Raw genomic sequence first — 24,242 nt, 5'->3', positions numbered from 1 at the left:
CTCGCGCAGTTCCTCGCGCCCCTGGGTCGGCCGAATCGAACCATCTCTGGAGGTCACCGTGGAGTTCGGCTCAGTGCCTGAGGACGAGGTGTTCCGTGGGGAGGTCCGGGCCTGGCTCGGGGCGCACGTCGACGGCGGGGTGGACCGGCGCGGGTGGGAGCGGACGCTCGGGGCCGACGGGTGGATCGGGCTCGGGTGGGCGGAGGGCGGGTACGGGAACCGGACCGCCACGCTCACGCAACAGGTCGTCTGGGCCGAGGAGTACGCCCGGTCGGCCGCCCCGCCGCGCTCCGGGCACATCGGGGAGAACCTCCTCGCCCCGACGCTCCTCGCGCACGGCACGCCCGAGCAGAAGGCGCGGTTCCTGCCGCCCGTCGCCGCCGGCGAGGAGCTGTGGTGCCAGGGGTACAGCGAGCCCGGCGCCGGGTCGGACCTGGCCGGGGTGCGGACCGCGGCCGTACGGGAGGCGGACGGCTACCGCGTGTCCGGGCAGAAGATCTGGACCTCCCTCGCCCACGAGGCCGACTGGTGCTTCATGCTCGCGCGGACCGAGCCCGGCTCCCGCAGGCACCACGGGCTGAGCTTCCTGCTCGTGCCCATGGACCAGCCCGGCCGCGTCGAGGTCCGGCCCATCCGGCAGCTGACCGGCACCAGCGACTTCAACGAGGTCTTCTTCGACGGCGCGTACGCGCGCGCCGACCATGTCGTCGGCGGCGAGGGCAACGGCTGGCGCGTGGCGATGAGCCTGCTCGGCTTCGAGCGGGGGGTGTCGACGCTCGCCCAGCAGATCGGGTTCGCCGAGGAGCTGGACCGGGTGGTGCGCGACGCCGTGGCGAGCGGCGCCGCCGCCGATCCCGTCGTCCGCGCGCGGCTGGTGCGGCAGTGGGCCGAGTTGCGGGTGATGCGGTGGAACGCCCTGCGCACGCTGGGCGGTTCGGCCGCCGAGCCGGGCGCGCCCAGCGTGGCCAAGCTGCTGTGGGCCGGCTGGCACCAGCGGCTCGGTGAGCTCGCCGTGCTCGTGCGGGGCGCGGCCGCGAGCGTCGGGCCGGCCGACTGGTCGGCTGCCGCGCCCTACGAACTGGACGCCGCCCAGCACCTGTTCCTCTTCTCCCGGGCCGACACCATCTACGGCGGCTCGGACCAGGTCCAGCGCACGATCATCGCCGAGCGTGTGCTCGGTCTGCCGAGGGAACCGAAGGGGGTCGAGTCGTGATGCGCGGTGTGCTGTTCGACGGGAAACAGGTCCAGGTGGTCGACGACCTGGACGTCCGGGAGCCGGGGCCGGGTGAGGTGCTGGTGGCCGTGTCGGCGGCCGGGCTCTGCCACAGCGACCTGTCCGTGGTGGACGGGACCATACCCTTCCCCGTTCCCGTGGTGCTCGGCCACGAGGGCGCCGGAGTGGTGGAGGCGGTGGGCGCGGGGGTCGGCCATGTGTCGCCGGGCGACCATGTCGCGCTCTCCACGCTCGCCAACTGCGGGGCCTGCGCCGACTGCGACCGGGGGCGGCCGACCATGTGCCGCAAGGCCATCGGGCGCCCCCAGCAGCCGTTCACGCGCGGTGGCCGGGGCGTCCACCAGTTCGCCTGCAACTCCGCCTTCGCGGAACGCACCCTCGTCAGGGCCGTGCAGGCGGTGCGCATCCCGAAGGACATCCCGCTGACGTCCGCCGCGCTGATCGGCTGCGGGGTGCTGACCGGTGTGGGCGCGGTGCTCAACCGGGCCCGGGTGGAGCGCGGCGACACCGTGCTGGTCATCGGTACCGGCGGGATCGGGCTGAACGTCATCCAGGGCGCGCGGATCGCGGGCGCGCTGCGGATCGTGGCCGTGGACGCCAACCCGGCCAAGGAGGAGGTGGCCCGGCAGTTCGGCGCGACCGACTTCCTGACCTCGACGGACGGCGTGAAGGACCTGCTGCCGCACGGCGTCGACCACGCCTTCGAGTGCGTGGGCCGCGTCGAACTGGTCCGGCAGGCCGTCGACCTCCTCGACCGGCACGGCCAGGCGGTCCTCCTCGGCGTGCCCGCCGCCACCGCCGAGGCGTCCTTCGTCGTCGCCTCCCTGTTCCTGGACAAGTCCATCCTGGGCTGCCGTTACGGCTCCTCCCGTCCCCAGCACGACATCGCCCTGTACGCCGAGCTGTACCGGCAGGGCCGCCTGATGCTGGACGAACTGGTGACCGCGACCTACCCGGTGGAGGACTTCGAGAAGGCCCGCGCGGACGCGGAGGCGGGACGGGTGGCCCGGGGGGTGCTCACGTTCTGACGGTCCCCGTGGTCCCCGTGGTTCCCGAGGTCCCCGAGGCTCCCGTGCGGAAGGTACGGCGGTAGGCGGTCGGGGTGACGCCCAGTGCCGTCTGCAGGTGCTGGCGCATCGACTGGGCGGTGCCGAAGCCGGCGTCCCTGGCCACCTGGTCGACGGAGAGGTCGGTGGACTCCAGGAGGTGGCGGGCGCGTTCGACGCGCTGCTGGGTGAGCCACTGGCCGGGGCTGACGCCGGTCTCCTCGCGGAAGCGGCGGGTGAAGGTCCGTACCGACATGGCCTCCTGTTCGGCCATGTCGCGCAGCTGGATCGGTTCGTGCAGGCGGCCCAGGGCCCAGGCGCGGGCGGCCGTGGTGGTGGCCGCCTGGAGGTCGGGGACCGGGCGGTGGATGTACTGGGCCTGGCCGCCGTCCCGGTGCGGGGGTACGACGGTGCGGCGGGCCACCTCGTTGGCGACGGCGGTGCCGTGGTCGCGGCGGACCATGTGCAGGCACAGGTCGATGCCGGCGGCCACCCCGGCGGAGGTCAGCACGTCGCCGTCGTCGATGAACAGGACCTCCGGGTCGACCTCGATGCGGGGGAACAGCCGCTGGAGATGGTCCGCCTCGGCCCAGTGCGTGGTCGCCGGGCGGCCGTCCAGGTAGCCGGCGGCGGCCAGGACGTAGACGCCGGTGCAGATGGAGGCGAGCCGGGTGCCGGGGCGGATGTGGGCCAGGGCGGAGGCCAGTTCGGGGGTGAGGACGCCCTCCTCGAAGACCGGGCCCAGCTCGTACGAGGCCGGGACGATCACCGTGTCGGCGGTGGCCAGCACCTCGGGGCCGTGCGCCACGTGGATCGCGAAGTCGGCGTCGGTCTCGACCGGTCCCGGCGGCCGCACCGAGCAGGTCACGACCTCGTACAGGTGTCGGCCCCGGCGGTCCTTGGGGCGGCCGAAGATGCGGTGCGGGATGCCCAGCTCGAAGGGGAGCAGGCCGTCCAGGGCGAGGACGACCACACGGTGCGGGCGGAAACCGGGCGCCCCGGGCTCGTCACGCTCACTGTCCATGGCCCGATCCTAACGAATGCTGTCCTTCGGGCCACTCGATGGAGTGAATCCGCCGGCCGAAGCTTTATGGCGTGCCCCAGACAACCGAACCCGCAGCAGCCCTCCAGCACCCGACGCCGGCCCGCGCACCGCGCATCCACCGCGCCTGGTTCGTCGCCGCCGTCACCTTCGTCACGATCATCGGCGCCGCCGCCTTCCGCTCCCTGCCCGGCCTGCTCATCGACCCGCTGCACACGGAGTTCGGCTGGTCGCGCGGCACGATCGGGGCGGCCGTCTCCGTCAACCTCGCGCTGTACGGGCTCACCGCGCCCTTCGCGGCCGCCCTGATGGACCGTTTCGGCATACGGCGTGTGGTCGCCGTCGCCCTGACCGTGATCGCGCTCGGCTCGGGCCTGACCGTCTGGATGACGGCGGCCTGGCAGCTGCTGCTCTGCTGGGGCCTGCTGGTCGGGCTCGGCTCCGGGTCGATGGCCCTCGCCTTCGCGGCCACCGTCACCAACCGCTGGTTCACCGCCCGGCGCGGCCTGGTCACCGGCATCCTCACCGCCGCCTCCGCCTCGGGCCAGCTGATCTTCCTGCCGCTGCTGTCCTGGATGGTCGAGACGTACGACTGGCGTCCGGCCGCCGTCACCGTCGCCCTGGCCGCCCTCGCCGTCGTCCCCTTCGTCTGGCTGCTGCTGCGCGACCACCCGGCCGACGTGGGCCTCGCGCCGTACGGCGCCGACGCGTTCGTGCCCAAGCCGCCGCCGGTCACCGGCGCCGCCCGCCGGACGATCGGGGTGCTCCGCTCCGCCGTGCGCACCGGGCCCTTCTGGCTGCTCGCCGGCACCTTCGCGATCTGCGGCGCCTCCACCAACGGCCTGATCCAGACCCACTTCGTGCCCGCCGCCCACGACCACGGCCTGCCGGTCACCGCGGCGGCCTCGCTGCTCGCGGTCATCGGTGTGTTCGACGTCGTCGGCACCATCGCCTCCGGCTGGTTCACCGACCGCTTCGAACCCCGCCGCCTGCTCGCCGTCTACTACGCCCTGCGCGGCCTCTCGCTGCTCTTCCTGCCGATGCTGCTCGGCCCGTCGATCCACCCGCCGATGATCTTCTTCATCGTCTTCTACGGCCTGGACTGGGTCGCCACCGTCCCGCCCACCCTCGCCCTGTGCCGTGAGCAGTACGGCGAGGACAGCGCCATCGTCTTCGGCTGGGTCCTCGCCTCCCACCAGGTCGGCGCGGCCCTCGTCGCCTGGCTCGGCGGCGTCGCCCGCGACGTCTTCGGCACCTACGACATGGTCTGGTACGCCTCCGGCGCCCTGTGCGCGGCGGCGGCCCTGATGGCCCTGGTGATCCGCCGCCGACCGATGCCGTCCACGCCCGCTCTCGTCCTCTAGCTCTCCGGCTCCAGCCTGCCGAACCGTCCGCGGTGGAACAGCAGCGGTGCCTGGTCCGGGGCGCTTCCGTCGGCCGTGCCCAGGGCTCGTACCCGGCCGACCACGATCAGGTGGTCGCCACCCGTGTGGACGGCGTGGACCGCGCAGTCGATCCACGCCGTGGCGCCGGCCAGCCGGGGGGCGCCCGAGGCGGGGGCCGCGTCGTACGCCACGCCCGCGAACTTGTCCGTGCCGCTCCTCGCGAAGGCGCGGCACAGCTCGCCCTGGCCCGCGCCGAGCACGTTGACGCAGAAGGCGCCCGCGCGGGCGATGCGCGGCCAGGTGGCCGAGGTCCGGGCGACCATGAAGCAGACCAGGGGCGGGTCGAGGGAGAGGGAGGAGAAGGACTGGCAGGCGAAACCGGCGGGGGAGGACTCGCTTGCGGCGGCCGGCGCGGTGACGACGGTCACGCCGGTCGCGAAGTTCCCGAGCACCCGCCGGAACTCCGCCGGGTCGACCGGCGCCCGCTCGTCCGCCCGCACGCACCGCAACTCCGGGCGCGGCAAGGCCTCCACAGGACCCGGCGCGGGAACCGACCTCAGATAACGAACGGCAGCCGCGGCCGCCCCAGCATGTCCCATCACCCTCCCATTGAAAGTGACGGCGCGTCAGATGGGAAGGGCTGCGGCCGCCCGATGCGGCCGTCCTGCCGCCGTCACCGGCCCCTGAACTCGGGGCTTCTGCGCTCCGTGAAGGCGCGCAGGCCCTCCTGGGCGTCGTGGGTCGTCATGTTGAGCTCCTGGGCGGCGGCCTCGGCGGCGAAGGCGGCGGTCCGGTCGCTCTCCAGCGAGGCGTTGAGCAGCTGTTTCGTCAGAGCCAGGGTGCGGGTGGGGCCGGCGGCCAGGCGCTGCGCCCACTCCCGGGCCGTCTTCGCCAGCTCCTCGTCCGGTACGACCCGGTTGACCAGGCCCAGACGCTCGGCCTCCGGTGCCGTCAGCGCGTCGCCGAAGAACATCAGCTCCTTGGCGCGGTGCGGGCCGACCAGCCGGGGCAGCAGGTAGGCGCCGCCGCCGTCGGGGACCAGGGCGCGGCGGACGAACACCTCGATGAAACGGGCCGACTCGGCGGCCAGGACCAGGTCGCAGGCGAGCGCCAGGTGGGCGCCGAGGCCGGCGGCGGTGCCGTTGACGGCCGCGATCACCGGTTTCTCGCAGTCCAGGACGGCGGCGACCAGACGCTGGGCGCCGCGCCGGATGGTGCGGGCCACGTCCCCGGGGAGCGGCGCGGCGGACCCGGATCCGCGCAGGTCCGCGCCCGCGCAGAAGCCCCGGCCGGTGCCGGTGAGCACCACCGCCCCCAGCTCCGGATCGGCGGAGGCGTCCGACAGCAGCCGGATGACCTCCTCCCGCTCGGCGGGGGTCACGGCGTTGAGGGCCTCGGGACGGTCGAGGGTGACGTACGCGACCCGCTCCGCCCGCGCGTACCGGACGGTGTCCATCAGCGGCACACCGCCAGCGCGTCCAGCGCCACCGCGCCCTGGCCCTGTTCCAGCACCATCAGCGGGTTGACGTCGAGCTCGGCGAGCCGGTCGCCCAGTTCCAGGGCCATGCGCTGGACGCGCAGGATCACCTCGACGAGCGCGTCGACGTCGGCCGGCGGCCGTCCCCTGACCCCGTCCAGCAGGGCCCGCCCGCGCAGTTCGGCCAGCATGTCCCGGGCCTGGTCCTCGCCGAACGGCGGCACGCGCACGGCCGCGTCGTGCAGCACCTCCACCAGCACCCCGCCGAGTCCCACCGTCACGGTCGGCCCGAAGAGGTCGTCGTGGGTGACCCCGACGACCATCTCCACCCCCCGCTCCACCATCTGGCAGACCAGCACCCCGTCCAGGGCGACCCCCTCGTAGCGGGCGATGTCGGTCAGCTCCCGGTAGGCGTCCCGGACCTGGCTCGCCGAGGTCAGCCCGATCTTCACCAGGCCCAGCTCGGTCTTGTGCGCGAGCTGCCCGCCGGACGCCTTCATCACCACCGGGTAGCCGACCAGCCCGGCCGCGCGCACGGCCGCCGCCGCGCTGGTCACCAGCTGCTCGCGCGGCACCCGGATGCCGTAGGCGCGCAGCAGCTGCTTCGCCGCGTGCTCGCTCAGCTGCTGTCCGGGCCGCATCAGCGCGAGCGCCTTGCGGTAGGAGGGCGACGGGGTGCGCGGGGCCTCGTCGAAGGGGGAGCGGTAGTCGCTCACGAAGCGGTGGTGGTCGAGGTGGGCGCGGACGGCGGTCAGGCAGTTGCCGACCGTGCGGAAGGTGGCCACCCGGGAGGAGCGCAGGAGGACGTCGCGGTAGGCGGCCTCGGTGCCGACCGGCGAGCCCCACACCACGCAGACCAGTTTGTCGGTCGCCTCCGCCGCGTCCACCAGGTCCTGGACCAGCTTGTCGCTGAGCGGCGGGAAGGGGCCGGTGATCGGGCAGATCAGCACCCCGACCTCGGGGTCGGCGAGGATCGAGTCGATGATCTTGCGGCCGCGCCAGTCACCCACCGGATGACCGCCGTTGTCCACCGGGTTGGCCACGCTCAGGTACTCCGGTATCCACTGGTGCAGCTCGGCCTGCCGGGCCTCGGACAGCTCCGGCAGCCGCAGCCCCAGCCCGGACGCCAGGTCGGCGACGTGCGCGCCCGTGCCGCCCGAGATCGAGTAGACCACCACCCCGTCCGCGCGCGGCGCCCGCGCCCGCGCCAGCAGGGCCGCGGTGTCCTGGAGTTCGTCGAGACCGTCGACGCGGATCACGCCGTACTGCCGCAGCGCCGCGTCGACCACGTCGTCCGCGCCGGTCAGCTTGCCGGTGTGGGAGGCGGCGGTGCGGGCGCCCGTCTCGGTGCGGCCGACCTTCACCGCCACCACCGGCACCCGGCGGCGGGCCGCGCGGTCGGCGGCCAGCAGGAAGGCGCGGCCGTCCTTGAGGCCCTCGATGTAGCAGGCGATGGCGCCGACATCGGGGCGCTCGGCGAAGTAGGATATGAAGTCGGCGGTCTCCAGGTCGGCCTCGTTGCCGGTGGGCGCCCAGTGGGAGAGGCGGATGCCCAGCTCCTGTGCGGCGAAGACCGGGCGGCCCTGGTGGCCGGACTGGGTGATGAGGGCGATCGCGGGGCCCTCCAGGTCGTCGCGGAACCGCTCGAAGGCGTTCAGGTTCGTGTTCGGGCCGAGCAGCCGCAGTCCGGAGCGGCGTACGGCCGCCGCGAGGCGGGTCTGGGCGGCAGCGCCGGCCGCGCCGGTCTCCGCGAACCCTGAGGCGAAGGCGACCGCGAACCTGACCTTGGCCGCGGCCAGTTCCTCGATCACCGGGAGCGGGTCGGCGACTAGCAGGACGGCGAGATCGACCTGCTCGGGCAGGTCGGCGACGGTGGGGACACAGTCGATGCCGAAGACGGCCGGCCGGGTGGGGTGCACCGGGTGCACCCGGGCCCCGACCCGCCCGGCCCAGTCGAGGAGCTGCCGGGTGATACCGGTGTTGGGCCGGCCCTCGGTGTCCGAGGCGCCGATCACGGCGACCGACTCGGGCCGGAAGAACCGGTCGAGATCGGGTACGTCCGCGTACAGCGGCCGGCCGCTGACGTCCAGGTCGTCCTCGTCGGTGGTCCGGCCGTGGACGGCGGGCCCGGGGCGCTGCTCACCGCAGGCGATGGCCCGGGCCCGGCGGGAGTCGGTGGTGAGGGTGCCGTGGGTTGATCCAAGCATCGGTCCGCCCGCCTCTGTGTGACAGCACGATAAACTGACGCAGTGTCAGGTTACTGAACTGACACTGCGTCAGGAACCGCTCTGCACGCAAAGTCGAGCCCGAAAACGCTCTCCCGGTCACCCGAGGGCGGCCAGTACCTCCTTCGCCGCCCGCTCACCCGACCGCACCGCTCCGTCCATGTATCCCGTCCAGAACGTGGAGGTCTCCGTTCCGGCCCAGTGGATCCCGTCCACCGGCTTGCGCAGCGCGGCCCCGTACTCGGTCAGCACCCCGGGCGGTGCGTAGGCCACCGGGCCACCTCGCGAGAAGCCCTCATTGTCCCAGCGTTGGAGCACGAAGGAGGTGGGGTTTTTGGCCTTGTCGCCGAAGTAGTTGGCGTAGTCCGCCAGGACGGCGGCCCTGACCTCGGCCTCGCCCGCCGCGTCGTAGGCCCGCATCTCGTCGGCCTCGATGAAGCCCATCAGTGCCCCGTAGGAGGCGTCCGGCGGGGAGTTGTCGAAGGTCGAGCGGACCACGCCGGAGTCGCTGACGGCCTGCCCGTTGAGGCCGTCCGCCCGCCAGAAGGGGGTGTCGTACACGGCGACGGCCTTGCCGATCGAGCCCATCGGCATCCGCTGGGTGAGCTGGTCGCGGGCGGCCGGCAGCGGCGGGTCGTAGGTGATGCGGGCGGCCAGCGGGGGCGGCAGGGCGACGACGACCCGGGTCGCGGTGACCGTGATGCCGTCCGCCGTGACCACGTACGCGCCGCCCGCCCCGGTGATCGAGCGGACCGGGGCGCTCAGCACCACCCGGTCGCCGAGGGTCGCCGCCAGCTTGATCGGGACCTGCTGGGAACCGCCGACGAAGCGCGACTCCTGGGCGCCGCCCGCGGTGTCGGTGAGGCGTTCCAGGGTGCCGGCCGTGGACTCGTTGCCGGCGGCGGCGATGTAGTACAGGACGTAGAGGAGGGAGAGTTCGCGGGGCTGGGCCGAGAAGATCGACGTGCAGGCCACGTCCAGGAGGAACTTGGCCGAGGGGATGACCGCCTTCGCGTTCAGCCAGCTCTCGAAGGTCTGCTTGTCCCACTCGGCGGCCTTGGGCGCGGTCCAGGGCGCGTCCACCGGAACCTGCGCGGCCATGCTGTCCAGTTCGGACTGCACGATCGCCGCGTTGGCGAGCCCGGCCGCGTCCACCGGCGGGACCGAACCGAGCAGTCCGCCGGTGGCGTACGGGGTGCGCTTGCCGTCCTTGTACAGGAGGTTGTCGCCCGTGTTGTAGGTGGTGAAGGTCGCCACCCCCAGGGAGTCCGCGAGGGCCTTGATGCGGTCCTGGGTGGGGCCGATGAACTCGCCGCCGCCCTCGGTGTAACCCCCGCCCGGCAGCTTCAGGTTCACCACCCGGCCGCCGACCCGGTCCCGGGCCTCCAGGACGGCGACCGTCCGGCCGCCGGCCACCAGGTCGCGGGCCGCGGTGAGTCCGGCGATGCCGCCGCCGACGATCGCGACGTCGACGGTCCGGGAGGTCGCCGCGGCGGCCGGGCCCGCGGAGACCGCGGCGAGGCCCACCGCCCCGGCGGCGGCACCGCCGAGAAGGGAGCGGCGGGAGAGCTGTCTTTCACGTGCCACGTGCGTCCTCCGTACTGAGCGAGAGGGGTGAAGCCGGAAAGTTGAGCAGGGCTCACATTCTGGTATCGGGCACGGGCCTGGTGCTACCGCCGGTAACAAACAGCTCTCGTCGCCTGCGTCACACGAGCAACGAGGTGAGTGTGTAAGGAGGTTGAGGATCTCTACGCCGTCCGCAGGCGCTTGGCGAGCGCCTTCGCGATCTTCTCCGCGTCGAGGGCCATCTCGCGGAACATGCCGCTGATGGGGTTGGTGTAGCCGGTGAAGTAGAGGCCGGGCGCGTTCCCGGGGGTGCGGGAGCCGTGGGCGACCGGGCGGCCACGGTCGTCGAGGACGCCGAGGTGGCCGACCAGGCCCTCCAGGCCCCGGACGTACCCGGTCGCGGCGATCACCGCGTCGGGGGAGACGCGGGTGCCGTCGGCGAGGGCGACCTTGCCGTCCTCGAAGCCCTCGACGGCGGCCACGATCTCGACCCGGCCCCGCCGCACCGCGTCGATGAGGCCGACGTCCAGGACCGGGATGGAGCCCTGCTTGACCCGGCTGTAGAGGCCGGTGTCGGGGCGGGGCAGGCCGTGGGCGGCCAGGTCGGGCACGCTCACCTTGGCCATGGTGCGGGCGAGCCGGTCGACGAGGCGGGTGGGCAGCCGTCGTACCAGGATCGAGTTGTACTGGGCGGCCCAGCCGGCCGTGGAGCGGCGCACGATGTGCGGGACCGTGCGGACGGCCAGCCGTACCCGGGCGGCGCCGCCCTCCACCAGGTCGACGGCGATCTCGGCGCCGGTGTTGCCGATGCCGACGACCAGCACGTCCTGACCGGCGAACGGCCCGGCGTCGCGGTACTCCCCGGCGTGCAGGAACCGCCCCTGGTAGCCGTCCAGGCCGGGCCAGTCGGGGATGCGCGGGGTGTGGTTGAAGCCGGTGGCGACCACCACCGCGGAGCCCGTCAGCTCCCGGCCGCCGGACGCGTGCAGCAGCCAGCCGTCCCCGCCGGGCGAGCGCTCCACGCGGGACACCTCGACACCGGTGACGATCTCCAGTTCGTGGTGCTCGGCGTACTTCTCCAGATAGCGCACCACGTCGTGGCGGGAGACCCAGCGGCCGAAGCGGCGCGGCATGGGCAGCCCGGGCAGGGCGGACAGCCGGCGGGTGGTGTGCAGGTGGAGCCGGTCGTAGTGGCGGCGCCAGGACGCGCCGACGTTGTCGGACTTCTCCAGGACGACGGCACGGACGCCCCGGGCCCGCAGCGCGTACGCGACGGCGAGACCTCCGGGGCCGGCGCCGATGACGTAGACGGGCGAAACGGTGGGGGCAAACACGGCCATGAGCGGGAGCGTAACCACGCTTCACGTTGATGGGTCTCGGTCAAGACCGGAATTGGTTGCGGATTGATCACACCCGTGGAGAAGTGGGTGGGATGTGTGGCGTAGCCCACTTGGTCTGAACGGAAACGGAAGAGACGGGGGTGCGCTTTCGCCCCCGCCTCTCGGCTTTCCGGCTCACCTGACGTACCGTCAGATGCATGGACATCCCCGAGCCGGACGCCTTCACCCGCCCCTACTGGCAGGCGGCGGCCGAGGGCCGGCTCCTGCTGCGCCGCTGCCGCTCCTGCGGCCGGGCCCACCACTACCCCCGGGAGTTCTGCCCGCACTGCTGGAGCGAGGACGGCACCTGGGAGCAGGCGACGGGCCGCGCGACCCTCTACACCTGGTCCGTCGTCCACCGCAACGACCTCCCGCCCTTCGGCGACCGCGTCCCGTACGTGGCGGCCGTGGTCGACCTGGCGGAAGGGCCGCGCATGATGACCGAACTGGTCGACGCCTCCGAGCCGCGCCCCGGTCTGCCCCTGGAGGCCGCCTTCCGGCGCGGGGTGCCGGTGTTCCGCCCGGCGGCGGGCTGAAACCCGCTGGGCCACCACCTGCCCCACGGGTTTCAATGGGCGCATGGCCCTGATCGAGGAACAGCCCGCCGCCCGCCCGCCCGGCCCCGCACCGCACGGTCACGGCCTGCGGCTCGACCGCTGGGACCCGGACGTCGAAGCCCATGTGGAGAGCTGGCTGCGCGGCCGCACCGACCCGGACTTCCGCCGCTGGAACACCCCGCTCACGACGGAGAGCGACCTCGCCGGTGCCCGGGCCGCCATCGTCCGACAGCAGGCGCAGGCGGACGACGGGATCTGCGCGCCGTTCCGTATCGCGGACGAGGCGAGCGGTACGACCCTCGGCCACATCGGCATCAACCTGATCGACCGGGTCTTCCGGTCGGCCCGGGTCGGCTACTGGGTGCTCCCCGAGGCGCGCGGCCGCCGGGTCGCCACCCACGCCCTGGCCCTGGCCGCCCGCTGGGCCTTCACCGAACTGGAGCTGCACCGGCTGGAACTGGGGCACGCCCTCGGCCACGAGGCGTCCTGCCGGACAGCGCGGACCTGCGGCTTCCGGCACGAGGGGACGCTGCGCGACGCGATGTTCGAGGCGGGCAGGCAGGACGCCTTCCGCGACGTCCACCTGCACGCCCGCCTCGCGACGGACCCGGAAGCCGAAGGGCCCTAATTCGGATGCCCGGCAGGGCGGCCGGGCGGGATCATCGACCATGGAAGCCGAAACACGCACATCTGCCTGGCACTTCACCTCCGACATCGACGAATTCCTGGCCCACGCCCAGGACTTCCTCCACTCGCGGCCCGACCTGCACACCGTCCACCTGACGGTGACCGAGCAGCTGCGGCGGCGCGGACCGCGGGCCTACGGCGGCCGGCCGCCGTTCCTCGGCCGCCTGGTCCGGGCGGACGGCACCGTGGGCGCCACGCTGCTGCACACCCCGCCGTACGCCCTGAGCGCCACCCGGCTCACGGCCGACGAGGCCGAGGCGCTGGTCACCGCTCTCCTCGACCTCGGTCATCCCGTGACCGGCTTCGTCTCGGAGCGGGCCACGGCGGAGGCGTTCGCCGCGGCGTGGCAGCGCGGGACCGGGGTGTCCGGGCGCCTCAGCGGACGCGAACGGCTCTACCGGCTGGCCGAGTTGACCGAACCGTCGCCGCTGCCCGAGGGGCGGGCACGGGTCGCGGGCGAGACGGACCGGGAACTGCTGATCCGCTGGTACGACGCCTTCGTCGCCGACGCGGGCCTGCCCGAAGGCCGGGGTGGCGAGGACTGGGCCGACTTCCGGCTCTCCTACGGCGGCGTGACCCTGTGGGAGACTCCCGACGGCACCCCGGTGTCCATGGCCGGCGTCACCCCGACGGTCGCCGGACAGGCCCGGATCGCGCCCGTCTACACCCCGCCGGAACTGCGCGGCCGCGGTTACGCCGGGGCGGTGACGGCGCGGGTCAGCCGGGCGGCGCTGGCCGCGGGAGTGGGCGAGCTCCTCCTCTTCACGGACCTGGCCAACCCGACGAGCAACGCCCTGTACCAGCGCATCGGCTACCGGCAGGTCGCCGACTGGGCGGAGTACGCGTTCACGGAGCAGGCCCGCTGAGAGTCCGCGCTCACGGCCAGAGCAGTTCCCTGCGCCAGCCGCCGTCGGCCTCGGTGACGTACCGCAGGCGTACGTGGCGTCGGTCCGGGTCGCCCTGGAAGAACTCGACCTCCTGGGGGCGCAGCCGGTAGAGGGTCCAGGTCGGGGAGGGGGCGGACGGGTCGGCGCGGGCGCGTTCCCAGGCGGCCTCCGACTCCGTGCGGAGCTCCTCCAGCGAGGACAGGACACCGCTCTGGCGGCCGGTGAGCGCCGACGCCAGCGCGCCCGTCGAGCGGGCGTGCAGATCCGCCTGGCTCTCCCTGGCCGGTGCCGCGGAGACCGGGCCCCGGAGCCTGACCTGGCGGCCCAGCACCGGCCAGTAGAAGGCGAGGGCCGCGTACGGGTGGACGCTCAGCTGGTGGCCCTTGCGGCTGGTGACGTGCGACCCGAAGGACCAGCCGTGCGCGTCCGCGCCGTGCAGCATCACGATCCGTACGTCCGCCCGGCCCCGCTCGTCCGCCGTCGCCAGCGACACGGTGTGCGGCTCCGGCTGGCCGGCCGCCACCGCCTCCGCGAACCACGTGGTGAACAGCGGGAGCGGGGCGTCCGGCGCCGTCGCCGGGTCGAACGGCCGTAGCTCCGTGGTCTCGGGGGACCAGACGCGGAGCGACTTCAGGAGCGTGTGGAGATCCGTTGCTGCCATGTGCCGAGTATCACTCGGAAGCCTCCCGCAGCCGCGCCATCTGGGGCGTACCGCCGGTGCGCGTGCCCCGGCGCCGCACGTGCCGGACGCGGCCGGGCAAACCCCTGCGCACGGCTGTGCCCCGGACGCACACTGTCCGGCATGAGGGGACCGAGGACCGTGAAAGTGGCGGTACGCCACGTACGCGGCGATGCCGGGCGGCGCGGGCGGCGGACGGCCACCTGGGCCGCCCGTGACTTCCAGCTGGTGCGGCCGGCCGACGGCAGGGAACGCGTCGAGCTGGAGTGTCCCGTCTGCGCGGCCCCGGTCCTGGCCGAGGTGCGCGACCACGCCCGCACCCGGCGCGTCCGCGCGGGCTGGGGGGCGGCCTGCCTCCTCGCGCTCCTGCTCTGCGCCGTCTCGCTGGCCTGCGCCGTCCACGAGGGGAACCTGCCCGCGGGGCGGTCGACGCCCGCCCTGTTCCCGCTGGGCGTGGCCGCGGCCGCCGTCTGCCTCGTCCTGGCCCTGACCGCGTTCACGGCCCGCCGCACCCACACCGGCGTCACCCTCCTCCCCGACGGGCCCACCCCCCACCGCGCGCACCGCGTCGTCCGGGCCCGCGGCTAGCGTCCGGCCCCGGGCCTCGCTCTCAGTGCCGGGCGAACTGGAGGCCCGTCGGCTGGACCGTGTTCGGGCGTACCGGCAGTGCGGGGACGACGAGTTGTTCGCCGTAGATGTCGGTGAGGCGGATGGCGCTCCCGCAGCCGGTGCCGTGTTCGGAGAGGAAGTAGTTGTACCCGGTGCGGGCCAGCGCCAGCCAGCCGCCGCCGGTGCGCACTTCGAGCCGGGCCAGCGGGTTGCGGTGGCCGATCGCCTGGATGCCGCACCAGTACGGCGAGGAGCCGGTCTTGTAGCGGATCGAGACGGTGTCGGAGGTGGCCGGGCTGAGCAGGCTCCAGGTGACCGCGATCCGGCCCGCCGAGAGCGGCGCGAGTTTCGCGAACGCCTGCCTGCTGAGGTCGAGCTGGCCCACCGCGCAGGGCGCCGGGCACTCGTTGGTGATCCGTACCGTGATCGACGTGCCGCTCGCCGCCCGGACGGACACGAACGCCCCGCACGCCTTCGCCGTCTCGTAGTCGGCGGTGTTCATCGCCGCCGTCATCACGTCGGAGGAGGGGCCGTACGAGCAGGCGCCGTCGCCGTTGCTGTCGTAGGAGGTGGCGACCCCGTCGTAGGTGGTCCCGGGGCGGATCCGGCCGGGCGCGGCGGCGGTGGTGGTGGACGGGGTGCGGGCGGTGCCGGTCGAGGCCCGCCGGGCCGGGGAGGACGCCGCCGGGGCCGCGGACGCCGACGCGGACGGCGTGGCGGGTCTGCTCGCCGTCGGTTTCGGCGAGGCCGACGACGATGCCGGCGACGCGGGTGACGCCGACACCGACGCCGACGCCGGTTCCGGCGTGCCGGCCGCGGTGGCCGAGGAGGACGCGGACACGGCACGGTCCTGCCCGGTGCCGCCCGAGCCGCCCGGGCGGAAGGCCACGATCAGCGTCACCAGCAGGGCGACGCCGGCGACGGCGGTCACCGCGAGCAACGGGGCGCGGACCGGGCGCCGTGCGAGGCTCCGGTCCGGCTGCGGACGGCGGCGGTGTGAGGAGGAGGCCACGGAGTGATCCTTACGCGGTCGACGGTGCACGTTCTTCGAACGTGAGAGCTTCCGGTACGGCAGTGGCCGCCGGGGCCGGAAAGGTTGCCGCGGCACGCCGGATCTCCATACGGACGGGGGGCCGGTTCGGCTCACCCGCGCCCGAGCACCACCGTCCCCGAGGAGCAGAACCAGCCCCCCGTCCCCGACGCCACCCCCAGCTCCGGCAGCCCCCCGCCGGCCCGCCGCACCTGCCGGTCACCGCCCTCCCCGCGCAGCTGCCGTACCGCCTCCACCAGCAGGAACAGGCCGCGCATGCCGGGGTGCTGGGCCGAGAGCCCGCCCCCGTCGGTGTTCACGGGGAGCTCCCCGCCCGCCACCCGCAGCCGGCCCTTCGCCACGAACGCCCCGCCCTCGCCCTTCGCGCAGAACCCCAGGTCCTCCAGCGTCACCAGCGTCATGTAGGTGAACGCGTCGTAGATCTCCGCGAAGTCGACGTCGGCAGGCGTCACGCCCGCCCGCCTGAAGGCCAGTTCGCCGCTGACCGCCGCCGGGGACACGGTGAAGTCGGGCCACTCCGACATCGTCGCGTGGGACACGCACTCGCCCGTGCCGAGCACCCACACCGGCGCCGTACGGCAGTCCGGTACGTACTCCTCGGCCGCCAGCAGCACCGCCGCGCCGCCGTCCGAGCGGATGCAGCAGTGCAGCTTGGTGAAGGGGTCGGCGATCATCGGTCCGGACAGGACGTCGTCGACCGTGATCGGGTCCCGGAACATCGCCTCCGGGTTCAGCGCCGCGTTCGCCCGGGCCTGGACCGCCACCTCGGCCAACTGCTCGATGGTCGTACCGTGTTCGATCATGTGGCGGCGGGCGGCCATCGCGTACTTGGCGATGAGGGTGTGGCCGTAGGGGACCTCGAACTGGAGCGGGCCCCGGGCGCCGAAGGACAGGTCGCCGGTCCGGCGCCCCGCCCGGATGTCGGCGCGGGCCGTCGAGCCGTACACGAGCAGGACCGCGTTCGCGTGCCCCGCGGCGATCGCGTCCGCCGCGTGCGCCGCCATGACCTCCCAGGTGGAGCCCCCTACGGAGGTGGAGTCGGCCCAGGTCGGGCGCAGGCCCAGGTACTCGGCCACCTCCACCGGCGCGAGCGTGCCGAGTCCGGCGGACGCGAAGCCGTCCACCACCTCCCGGCCGAGGCCCGCGTCGGCCAGCGCCCGGCGGGCCGCCTGGGCGTGCAGGGCGTAGGGGGTGGCCTCGTCCACCCGGCCGCAGTCGGAGAGGGCCACACCGACCACGGCTACCTTGCGGGGTCCGGTCATGAATCTGACGGTACATCAGATCAGCCCGGCTGCGCCCCTGTGCATCTGCATCCGGCACCCCTAGCATGACGGGCCGTCAGATCGTCAGGAGGTCCGTCATGGACGCCCGTTTCACCGACGAGCAGGACGAGATCCGGCGCGCCCTGCGGGAACTGCTCCACAAGCGCTGCGGAACGGAGGACGTACGGGCCGCCGTCGACCGGGCACCCGGCCATGACCCCGGCCTGTGGACCGCCCTCGCCGAGCAGCTCGGCCTGCCCGGACTCGCGCTGCCCGAGGCGTACGGCGGTGTCGGCTGCGGCCTCAGGGAGGTCGCGCCGGCCGCAGAGGAGCTGGGGCGCGCCCTGGCGCCCTCCCCGTTCCTCGCCACCGCCGTCCTCGCGGCCCCGCTGCTCCTCGCCCTCGGCACCGGGGACCAGCGTGCCGAGTTGCTCCCGAGGATCACCGGCGGCGGCCTCACCGCCGCTCTCGCCGTCCCCGGCACCCGGCTGGCCGCCGCCCTCGCGCTCACCGGGCCGCTCGACGGGGACTGGGCCGGCGGCGGGCGGGCCGGCGGGGTCCAGGCGCGGCGCACCGACGGGGGCTGGCGGTTGTACGGGGAGGCCGACCAGGTGCTGGACGGGCACAGCGCGGGCCTCCTGCTCGTCCCCGCGCACGCCGGGGGGTACGCCCGGTCGCGGGTCCTGCTCTTCCTGGTGGCCGGGGACGCCCCCGGGGTCGTCCGGACACGGCGCACCGCCCTCGACCCGACCCGCGCCCAGGCGCGCGTCCAACTACGGGACGTGGCGGCGGACATGCTGGGCGACGAGGACACCGACGTCCACCCCGCCCTCGCCGCCGTCGGGGACGCGGCCGCCGTCGTGCTCGCGTGCGAGGCCGTGGGAGCGGCCGGCCGGATACTGGAGCGGACCGTGGAGTACGTGAAGCAGCGGGAGCAGTTCGGGCGGCCCGTCGGGTCCTTCCAGGCCGTCAAGCACCGGCTGGCCGACGTGTACGTGGCGGTGCGCGCGGCCGGGTCGGCGGCCTCCTACGCGGCCTCCCGCGCGGCCTCCTCGGCGGTCCGTGGGGAGCGGCTGGGCGGGCTCGCGCTCGCGCAGGCGCTGGAGGCGCTGCGGATCGCCGCGGGGGAGGGGATCCAGCTGCACGGCGGGATCGGTTTCACCTGGGAGCACGAGGCGCACATGTACTTCAAGCGGGCCGCCGGGGACGAGCTGCTCTTCGGGCCCGTGCACCGGCTGCGCGACCACGCGGCCGGGCGGGCCGGACTGTTCGAGGGAGCGGGGGTGGCGATGTGATCGGGGAACGGCTGGTGCAGAAGGTGTCCGCCACGCGGGGGTTCGCGAAGGTGGCGCCGCATGTGGTCCCGGCGCTGGACCGCGCCGTGCACCGGCTCAGCCGGGGCCGGGTGCTGCTCAGCGCGCAGATGCTGCCCGGGGTGATCCTCACCTCCACCGGGGCGCGCAGCGGGCAGCCCCGCCGGACGCCGCTCGCGTGCATGCCCGACGGCGACGGCTGGTACCTGGTCGGGTCCAACTTCGGGCGCGCCGGTCACCCGGCCTGGACGCACAACCTGCTCCGGCACCCCGAGGCCGAGATCAGCTGGAAGGGACGGGACATCCCCGTCACCGCCCGGCTGCTGACCGGCCAGGAGCGGGCGACGGCCTGGCAGGCCCTGCTGGCGTTCTGGCCCCCGTACGCCGCCTACCAGGCCCGGGTGGACCGCGAGATCAGGGTCTTCCGCCTCACCCGCAGAAGGCCCTAGCGGACGCGGGCCGGCGGAGCCGAGGGCACTGGGACCGGTGGAATCGGCGGATGCCAGGTCGTGCAGGCGGACGCGTGGGGTCACAGGGCGTGCTGGGCGAGGAGGAGGGTGCCGATGCCCAGCATGGCCGCGCCCGAGGTGCGGGTGACCGCGCGGGCCGCGCCGGGGCGGGCGGTGAGCAGGCGGCGGGCCAGGGCGCCGACGGTCAGGTAGACGGCGGCGCAGCAGGCCATGTGCAGGGCGCCGAGCACGGCCGTCTGGACGGCGACCGGGGCGTGGGCCCCCTCGGTCACCAGGAACTGCGGGAGCACGGAGAGGTAGAGCAGCAGCCCCTTGGGATTGAGCCCACTGATCGCCACCCCCCGCCAGAAGCCCCCGAGGTCCCGCTCGCCGTCCGCCCCGCCCCCCGCCTCCTGCGGCACCGCCGGGTGGCGCAGTACGCCCCAGCCCAGCCACAGCAGGTAGCCGGCGCCCGCCGCCGTGAGCGCGGTCAGGAGCCGCGGTGAACCCGCCACCAGCACCGCGAGCCCCGCGACCGCCAGCACCGTGTGCAGCGCGTACCCCGCCACCAGCCCCGCCACCGCCCGCGCGACCGAGCGGCCGCGCACGCCCGCGGCGATCACGTACGCCCAGTCGGCGCCGGGCACGCAGACCAGCAGCAGGTCGACGGCGAGGAAGGAGAGCAGGGGTGCGGTGTCCATGCAGGGGACATTAGGCGCGTTCGGCCCGAAAGTGTTGTCGAAGTTTGCGTCTGACCAGCGGTTCTCAGGGAGAATCTGCCCCATGGACGACGTGGACCGGAAAATCCTTGCCGAGCTCCAGCAGGACGGCCGGCTGACCGTGACGGAGCTGGCCGGACGGGTGCGGCTGAGTGTCTCGCCCTGCCACCGCCGGCTGCGCGAGCTGGAGCGGTCGGGGGCGATCAGCGGCTACCGGGCGGTGGTGGACCCGGCCGCGGTGGGACTGACCTTCGAGGCGCTGGTCTTCGTGTCGATGCGGCAGGAGGACCGGGACACGGTCGCCGACTTCGAGCGGGCGCTCGCCGAGATCCCCCATGTACTGGACGCGCAGCGGCTGTTCGGTGAACCGGACTACCTGCTGCGGGTGGCCACCGCCGACCTCGCCGCCTTCCAGCGGCTCTACGACGAACGGCTCGCGACCCTGCCGGGGGTGCAGCGCCTCACCTCGACCCTGGTGATGAAGCACGTGGTACGCGACCGGCCGCTGCCCGCGTAGGGCGACAGGCGGTGGTTCACCGCTGTGTGTGAACCACCGCCTGCCAGACAGGACTCCGCGCGGGTGTTACTTCGTGGGCTTCTTCCCGGTCACGCCCAGGTGCACCAACAGCGCCAGGTTCGGCTTGAGTTCGGCCTGCTTCACACCCCAGCTCTGGAAACCCTTCTGGTGCGAGGCGACGGCCGCGAGCATCGCGACCAGCGAACCGGCCACCGCGGCCGGGTTCACGTCCTTGTCGACCCGCCCCTTGGACTGCAACTCCGCGACGGAGTCAGCCAGGGAGTTGTTCACCGAGTTCAGGATCTTCATACGGATCTTGTAGAACCGTTTGTCCCCTTCGGCGGCCCCGAGGTCGACCACGCGCAGGATCGCCTCGTTCTTGCGCCAGAACTCCAGGAACCCGTCGACGAGTTCCTGCGCGGTCGCCCAGCCGGCCTTGCCGACCCAGGAGCGCCCCGCCAGCAGTTCCGTCAACTGGCCGCCCTCGGTGGCCATCTGCTCGGCGATCTCCAGGACGGCGCCTTCGACGTCCGGGAAGTACTGGTAAAAGGTCGCGGGCGAAGTCCCCGCCCTCCGGGCGACATCGATGACCTTGACGTCCCGGTAAGGGGAGGAGCTGAGCATCTCGCTGAGGCAGTCGAGCAGCTTCTGCCGGGTCGCCTGCCCACGCCGACCGGCCACGCGGCCGTCGACGGTACGCACTTGTCCTGTCATGCCGTCAGCTTACCGAGGGGTGATCGGAGCGCGATTCGGCCGACTGCAAATGGGGTGCGCGGGTGTATGGGGGCCTGTCCGGAAGGAAAACGGACGGGAATGCCCCGGTCACTCCGGGTGGGTGCGGCTGGTCTGCGCGGCGCGGGCCGGACGGTTACTTTGACGACATGGCCGAAAACAGGGCAGCCGAATTCCCGGAGGGCGTGCCGTGCTGGGTGGACGTGCAGCTTCCCGACGTCGAGGCGGGCAAGCGGTTCTACGGTGACCTCTTCGGGTGGACGTTCGCGGACGCCGGGAACGGTTCCGCGTGGGCCCGGCTGGCCGGTGCGGACGTGGCACGGCTCGCGCGGAAGCGGGACGGCCGGATGCCCACCGTCTGGACGGTCTACTTCGCCACCCCCGACGCGGCGGGCCTGTGCCGGCGCATCCTGGTGGCCGGCGGACAGGTCGTGACGGCCCCGGCCCCCGTCCGCGAGCTCGGCACCGCCGCGCTGGTCACCGATTCACAGGGGGCCGTCTTCGGTGTCTGGCAGGCGGCCGCCCACGCCGGTTTCGGCCTGCGGCACGCCCCGGGCAGCTTCGCCTGGGCGCAGCTCTACACCACCGACACCGGCGCCGCCGACACCTTCTACGCCCAGGTCTTCCACGACGCCCTCTTCGGCGCGGGCGCCGACCCGGACTTCGGCCGCGCCCCGGTGACCGAGGTGTTCGCGGCCGGGATGCCGGCCCAGTTCGTCGTGCACTTCCGCACCGGGGACGTGGAGGCCGCGGCCGAGGCGGTCCGGCGGCTCGGCGGCCGGGTCCAGGCGCCGCCCTTCGAGACGTCGTACGGGAAAGTGGCCGTCGTGACCGACAATCAGGGGGCGTCCTTCGCGCTGCTGCAACGCTGAGGCCACCGGAAGGCGGCTTTCGGTGGGCAAATGTCTCACTTTGTCATGAGACACCCCGACTGGTCACCGGGTTCGCAACCTGTGGCCGGGCCAGGAAGAATCGGGGTGCGTGCCGCCATGGCGGTGCGGTGGTGAGACGCTGCACGGGGTCGCGTACATATGTGGGTGACGGGGCCCGTACGGGGAGGTGGCAGGCAAGTGGTGGATCAGCTGACGCAGCACGATCCGCGGCGGATCGGGCCGTTCGAGGTGCTGGGACGGCTGGGGGCCGGCGGCATGGGGCTGGTCTATCTGGCGCGCTCGGCGTCCGGCCGGCGCGTGGCGATCAAGACGGTCCGGACCGAGCTCGCCGAGGACCAGCTGTTCCGGGTCCGCTTCACCCGCGAGGTGGAGGCGGCCCGCGCGGTCTCCGGTTTCTACACGGCGGCCGTCGTCGACGCCGATCCGCGCGCCGCCGTGCCGTGGCTCGCCACCGCCTACGTGCCGGCGCCCTCGCTCGAAGAGATAGTGAACGACTGCGGGCCGCTGCCGGCCCAGGCCGTGCGCTGGCTCGCCGCGGGCGTCGCCGAGGCGCTCCAGTCGATCCACGGCGCCGGACTGGTCCACCGCGACCTCAAGCCCTCCAACGTCCTCGTGGTGGAGGACGGCCCGCGAGTGATCGACTTCGGTATCGCCTCCGGTGTCTCCAACACCCGCCTGACCATGACGAACGTCGCCGTCGGCACCCCCGCCTACATGTCCCCGGAGCAGGCCAAGGACTCCCGCAGCGTCACCGGCGCCAGCGACGTCTTCTCGCTCGGCTCCATGCTGGTCTTCGCCGCCACCGGCCACCCGCCCTTCCACGGCGCCAACCCGGTCGAGACCGTCTTCATGCTGCTGCGCGAGGGCCCGGACCTCGAAGGCCTCCCGGACGAGCTGCGCCCGCTCATCGAGTCCTGCATGCAGATGGAGGCCGCCGCCCGCCCCAACCCGGCCGACCTCCAGGCCCAGCTGGCGCCCCACCTGTTCGGCTCCGGCTCCGACGACAGCGGTACGGCGTCGGCCTGGCTGCCCGAGAAGGCGGTCGCGCTGATCGAGTCCCGCCGCGGCGGCCGCCCCGCCGTGAAACCCTCCGCGCACCCGTCCGGCGCCCGCAGCGGCGGCCGTCCGGCCCTCCCGCCGCCACCGTCGTACGACCCGGCGGTCCCCGCGCCCGTGCCGGTCGGCGCACCCGACGCCGGCCCGGTCCGGCTGGCCGGCGCCCAGGTCCCCATCGGACCGGGCCCGCGCGTCGCCGACGCCCGTGCCGCCGCCGTCAAGGCGCCCCCGCCCGAGGCCGGTCTGGTGGCCAGCTGGTCCCGCCCCGGCCCCGGCGTCAACGGCGTCGACCCCGTCGTCCCGCCCGTGCCCGTCCAGCCCCCGGAGACGGCGTCCGGCTGGCGGCCCTGGCGGTTCCGGATGTCCAACGACGTCTGGGGCACCCCCTCCGTCGACGGCGACCTCGTCTACGTCACCTCCTTCGAGGTGCACGCCCTCGACGTCGCCACCGGCCGCCGCCGCTTCAAGACCCGGGACGTCGCCTGGTCCATGGCGGTCGCCGACGGCCGTATCCACGCCTCCGACGGCCCCACCCTGTTCGCCCTGGAGGCCCGTGAGGGCGGCGACCTGTGGCGGCTGTCCACCGACGCCTGGGTGTACTCCCTCAAGGCCGACCGCGGCACCCTGGTCACCGGCACCCGGGGCGGCGGGGTCCAGGCCTGGGAGGCCTCCAACGGGCAGAAGCTCTGGGAGCTGTCCGGCGCCCAGACCGACTTCGAGACCCCCGAGTCCGGGCCCTCCCTGTACGACGGCACGGTCTTCGTCTGGCAGGACGCGAGGCTGCGCGCGCTGGACGCCCGTACCGGCGACGAACGCTGGTCGTACCCCATCGGCGACGCGGCCTCCTGCGGCGGCGTCCCGGTCCGGCTCACCCACGCCGACGACGGCTTCGTGTACGCCTGCGCGGGCACCCGTGTCATCGCCGTCGACACCGCCACGGGGCGGGTGCGCTGGCACTTCGAGGCACCGGCGGTGTTCCTCTCCCCGCCGACGTTCGTGCCGGGACCGGCGGTCACCGGCGGGGGCATCTACCTCGCCGACTACCTCGGCACCGTCTACGCCCTCGACGCCACCGACGGGCGCGACCGCTGGCGCATCGCCACCGAGGCCCGTGCGTCGATCGAGCCGGTGCTGGTGGCCGCCGGCCACGTGCACGTCGGCAGCGGCAAGGGGCTGTACACGCTGGACGCGGTCACCGGGACGCCCAAGTGGCGCTTCCAGGCGGGCGGCGACGTGGTGGGTGCCCCGGCGGTGGCCGAGGGGCGGATCCACTTCGGCTCCACCGACCACCTCCTGTACACCCTGAAGGCCGACGACGGGCGGTTGCGCTGGAAGCTGGCCACCGGGGGCGAGATCACCGGGTCGCCGGTGGTGCGCGACGGGGTCGTGTACGCGTGCAGCAAGGACAGGTGCGTGTACGCGTTGGACGCGGAGAAGGGGACGGGGACGGCACGCACGGCGTGAGGGGGTGCCTCCG

23 protein-coding genes are annotated in these 24,242 nt (G+C 73.9%); 12 read left to right on the top strand and 11 right to left on the bottom strand.

Annotated elements, in window-relative coordinates; genetic code table 11:
* Positions 1-58 precede the first annotated feature (58 nt).
* Together AB0G52_RS10175 and AB0G52_RS10170 are read left to right on the top strand one after the other, a co-directional pair.
* On the top strand, positions 59-1,213 hold the full coding sequence (locus AB0G52_RS10175) for an acyl-CoA dehydrogenase family protein (protein WP_361335563.1): 1,155 nt from the start codon (positions 59-61) through the stop codon (positions 1,211-1,213).
* Complete coding sequence (locus tag AB0G52_RS10170) at positions 1,213-2,262, top strand: Zn-dependent alcohol dehydrogenase (protein WP_132891619.1); 1,050 nt, start codon at positions 1,213-1,215, stop codon at positions 2,260-2,262. Before AB0G52_RS10175 ends, AB0G52_RS10170 begins: the two co-directional genes overlap by 1 nt.
* Here the strand turns inward: AB0G52_RS10170 and AB0G52_RS10165 are convergent.
* Complete coding sequence (locus tag AB0G52_RS10165) at positions 2,252-3,304, bottom strand: helix-turn-helix domain-containing protein (protein ID WP_361335560.1); 1,053 nt, start codon at positions 3,302-3,304, stop codon at positions 2,252-2,254. The genes AB0G52_RS10170 and AB0G52_RS10165 overlap by 11 nt on opposite strands.
* Before the next feature lie 71 nt (positions 3,305-3,375).
* Between AB0G52_RS10165 and AB0G52_RS10160 the strand changes: the two genes are divergently transcribed.
* Positions 3,376-4,686, top strand: coding sequence for an MFS transporter (locus tag AB0G52_RS10160; protein WP_361335557.1), 1,311 nt, complete (start codon positions 3,376-3,378; stop codon positions 4,684-4,686).
* Here the strand turns inward: AB0G52_RS10160 and AB0G52_RS10155 are convergent.
* From AB0G52_RS10155 to AB0G52_RS10135, 5 genes are all read right to left on the bottom strand, one after another.
* On the bottom strand, positions 4,683-5,306 hold the full coding sequence (locus AB0G52_RS10155; protein ID WP_132891694.1) for a flavin reductase family protein: 624 nt from the start codon (positions 5,304-5,306) through the stop codon (positions 4,683-4,685). The two genes, AB0G52_RS10160 and AB0G52_RS10155, sit on opposite strands and share 4 nt — an antisense overlap.
* 74 nt (positions 5,307-5,380) lie before the next feature.
* The gene (locus AB0G52_RS10150; RefSeq protein ID WP_132891616.1) at positions 5,381-6,163 is read right to left on the bottom strand and encodes an enoyl-CoA hydratase-related protein; all 783 of its coding nucleotides are present in this window, start codon (positions 6,161-6,163) and stop codon (positions 5,381-5,383) included.
* Positions 6,163-8,391 (bottom strand): acetate--CoA ligase family protein, encoded by a 2,229-nt coding sequence (locus AB0G52_RS10145; RefSeq protein WP_361335554.1) that lies wholly within the window; start codon positions 8,389-8,391, stop codon positions 6,163-6,165. The genes AB0G52_RS10150 and AB0G52_RS10145 overlap by 1 nt, the downstream gene beginning before the upstream one ends.
* A gap of 117 nt (positions 8,392-8,508) precedes the next feature.
* A complete protein-coding gene (locus AB0G52_RS10140; protein ID WP_361335551.1) occupies positions 8,509-9,996 on the bottom strand; it encodes an FAD-dependent oxidoreductase in 1,488 nt (495 codons plus the stop codon).
* Between the two features lie 161 nt (positions 9,997-10,157).
* Positions 10,158-11,315, bottom strand: coding sequence for an NAD(P)/FAD-dependent oxidoreductase (locus AB0G52_RS10135; protein WP_361335548.1), 1,158 nt, complete (start codon positions 11,313-11,315; stop codon positions 10,158-10,160).
* 197 nt (positions 11,316-11,512) lie between these two features.
* On the opposite strand from AB0G52_RS10135, the gene AB0G52_RS10130 reads away from it, so the two are divergent.
* Genes AB0G52_RS10130 through AB0G52_RS10120 form a run of 3 tightly spaced genes read left to right on the top strand, consistent with a single transcriptional unit; the run spans position 11,513 to position 13,464 of the window.
* Complete coding sequence (locus AB0G52_RS10130; RefSeq protein ID WP_361335545.1) at positions 11,513-11,890, top strand: Zn-ribbon domain-containing OB-fold protein; 378 nt, start codon at positions 11,513-11,515, stop codon at positions 11,888-11,890.
* A 43-nt stretch (positions 11,891-11,933) separates the two neighbouring features.
* The gene (locus AB0G52_RS10125) at positions 11,934-12,539 is read left to right on the top strand and encodes a GNAT family protein (RefSeq protein ID WP_361335542.1); all 606 of its coding nucleotides are present in this window, start codon (positions 11,934-11,936) and stop codon (positions 12,537-12,539) included.
* A gap of 40 nt (positions 12,540-12,579) precedes the next feature.
* Positions 12,580-13,464, top strand: coding sequence for a GNAT family N-acetyltransferase (locus AB0G52_RS10120; RefSeq protein ID WP_361335539.1), 885 nt, complete (start codon positions 12,580-12,582; stop codon positions 13,462-13,464).
* Between the two features lie 10 nt (positions 13,465-13,474).
* Here AB0G52_RS10120 and AB0G52_RS10115 read toward each other — a convergent pair whose 3' ends face one another.
* On the bottom strand, positions 13,475-14,146 hold the full coding sequence (locus AB0G52_RS10115; RefSeq protein ID WP_361335536.1) for a pyridoxal 5'-phosphate synthase: 672 nt from the start codon (positions 14,144-14,146) through the stop codon (positions 13,475-13,477).
* 141 nt (positions 14,147-14,287) lie between these two features.
* Between AB0G52_RS10115 and AB0G52_RS10110 the strand changes: the two genes are divergently transcribed.
* Positions 14,288-14,752, top strand: a complete 465-nt coding sequence (locus AB0G52_RS10110; protein ID WP_361335533.1) for a hypothetical protein — start codon at positions 14,288-14,290, stop codon at positions 14,750-14,752.
* Positions 14,753-14,774: 22 nt separating this feature from the next.
* Here the strand turns inward: AB0G52_RS10110 and AB0G52_RS10105 are convergent, their stop codons facing one another.
* Positions 14,775-15,785, bottom strand: coding sequence for an expansin EXLX1 family cellulose-binding protein (locus AB0G52_RS10105; protein WP_132891607.1), 1,011 nt, complete (start codon positions 15,783-15,785; stop codon positions 14,775-14,777).
* A gap of 131 nt (positions 15,786-15,916) precedes the next feature.
* Positions 15,917-17,086 (bottom strand): acetyl-CoA acetyltransferase, encoded by a 1,170-nt coding sequence (locus AB0G52_RS10100; protein ID WP_361335530.1) that lies wholly within the window; start codon positions 17,084-17,086, stop codon positions 15,917-15,919.
* 98 nt (positions 17,087-17,184) lie between these two features.
* On the opposite strand from AB0G52_RS10100, the gene AB0G52_RS10095 reads away from it, so the two are divergent.
* Both AB0G52_RS10095 and AB0G52_RS10090 read left to right on the top strand, forming a co-directional pair.
* Positions 17,185-18,381, top strand: coding sequence for an acyl-CoA dehydrogenase family protein (locus tag AB0G52_RS10095; RefSeq protein WP_361335527.1), 1,197 nt, complete (start codon positions 17,185-17,187; stop codon positions 18,379-18,381).
* Positions 18,378-18,848, top strand: coding sequence for a nitroreductase family deazaflavin-dependent oxidoreductase (locus AB0G52_RS10090; protein ID WP_361335524.1), 471 nt, complete (start codon positions 18,378-18,380; stop codon positions 18,846-18,848). Before AB0G52_RS10095 ends, AB0G52_RS10090 begins: the two co-directional genes overlap by 4 nt.
* Positions 18,849-18,928: 80 nt before the next feature.
* On the opposite strand, the gene AB0G52_RS10085 is transcribed toward AB0G52_RS10090, so the two are convergent.
* Entirely contained in the window at positions 18,929-19,549 is a 621-nt protein-coding gene (locus AB0G52_RS10085) for a LysE family translocator (protein ID WP_361335521.1), read from the bottom strand.
* 82 nt (positions 19,550-19,631) lie between these two features.
* Between AB0G52_RS10085 and AB0G52_RS10080 the strand changes: the two genes are divergently transcribed.
* Entirely contained in the window at positions 19,632-20,084 is a 453-nt protein-coding gene (locus AB0G52_RS10080) for an Lrp/AsnC family transcriptional regulator (RefSeq protein WP_093501654.1), read from the top strand.
* Positions 20,085-20,150: 66 nt separating this feature from the next.
* Here AB0G52_RS10080 and AB0G52_RS10075 read toward each other — a convergent pair whose 3' ends face one another.
* Positions 20,151-20,798: a TetR family transcriptional regulator gene (locus tag AB0G52_RS10075; protein ID WP_358974076.1), complete on the bottom strand. Its 648-nt coding sequence runs from the start codon at positions 20,796-20,798 to the stop codon at positions 20,151-20,153.
* Between the two features lie 167 nt (positions 20,799-20,965).
* On the opposite strand from AB0G52_RS10075, the gene AB0G52_RS10070 reads away from it, so the two are divergent.
* On the top strand, positions 20,966-21,688 hold the full coding sequence (locus tag AB0G52_RS10070) for a VOC family protein (RefSeq protein WP_361335517.1): 723 nt from the start codon (positions 20,966-20,968) through the stop codon (positions 21,686-21,688).
* Between the two features lie 198 nt (positions 21,689-21,886).
* Positions 21,887-24,229, top strand: a complete 2,343-nt coding sequence (locus AB0G52_RS10065) for a PQQ-binding-like beta-propeller repeat protein (protein WP_361335514.1) — start codon at positions 21,887-21,889, stop codon at positions 24,227-24,229.
* Positions 24,230-24,242 lie beyond the last annotated feature (13 nt).

Origin of the sequence: Streptomyces sp. NPDC021562 (assembly GCF_040640875.1) — a bacterium.
Taxonomy (GTDB): Bacteria; Actinomycetota; Actinomycetes; order Streptomycetales; family Streptomycetaceae; genus Streptomyces.
This window is presented reverse-complemented; position numbering and strand designations above follow the sequence as displayed.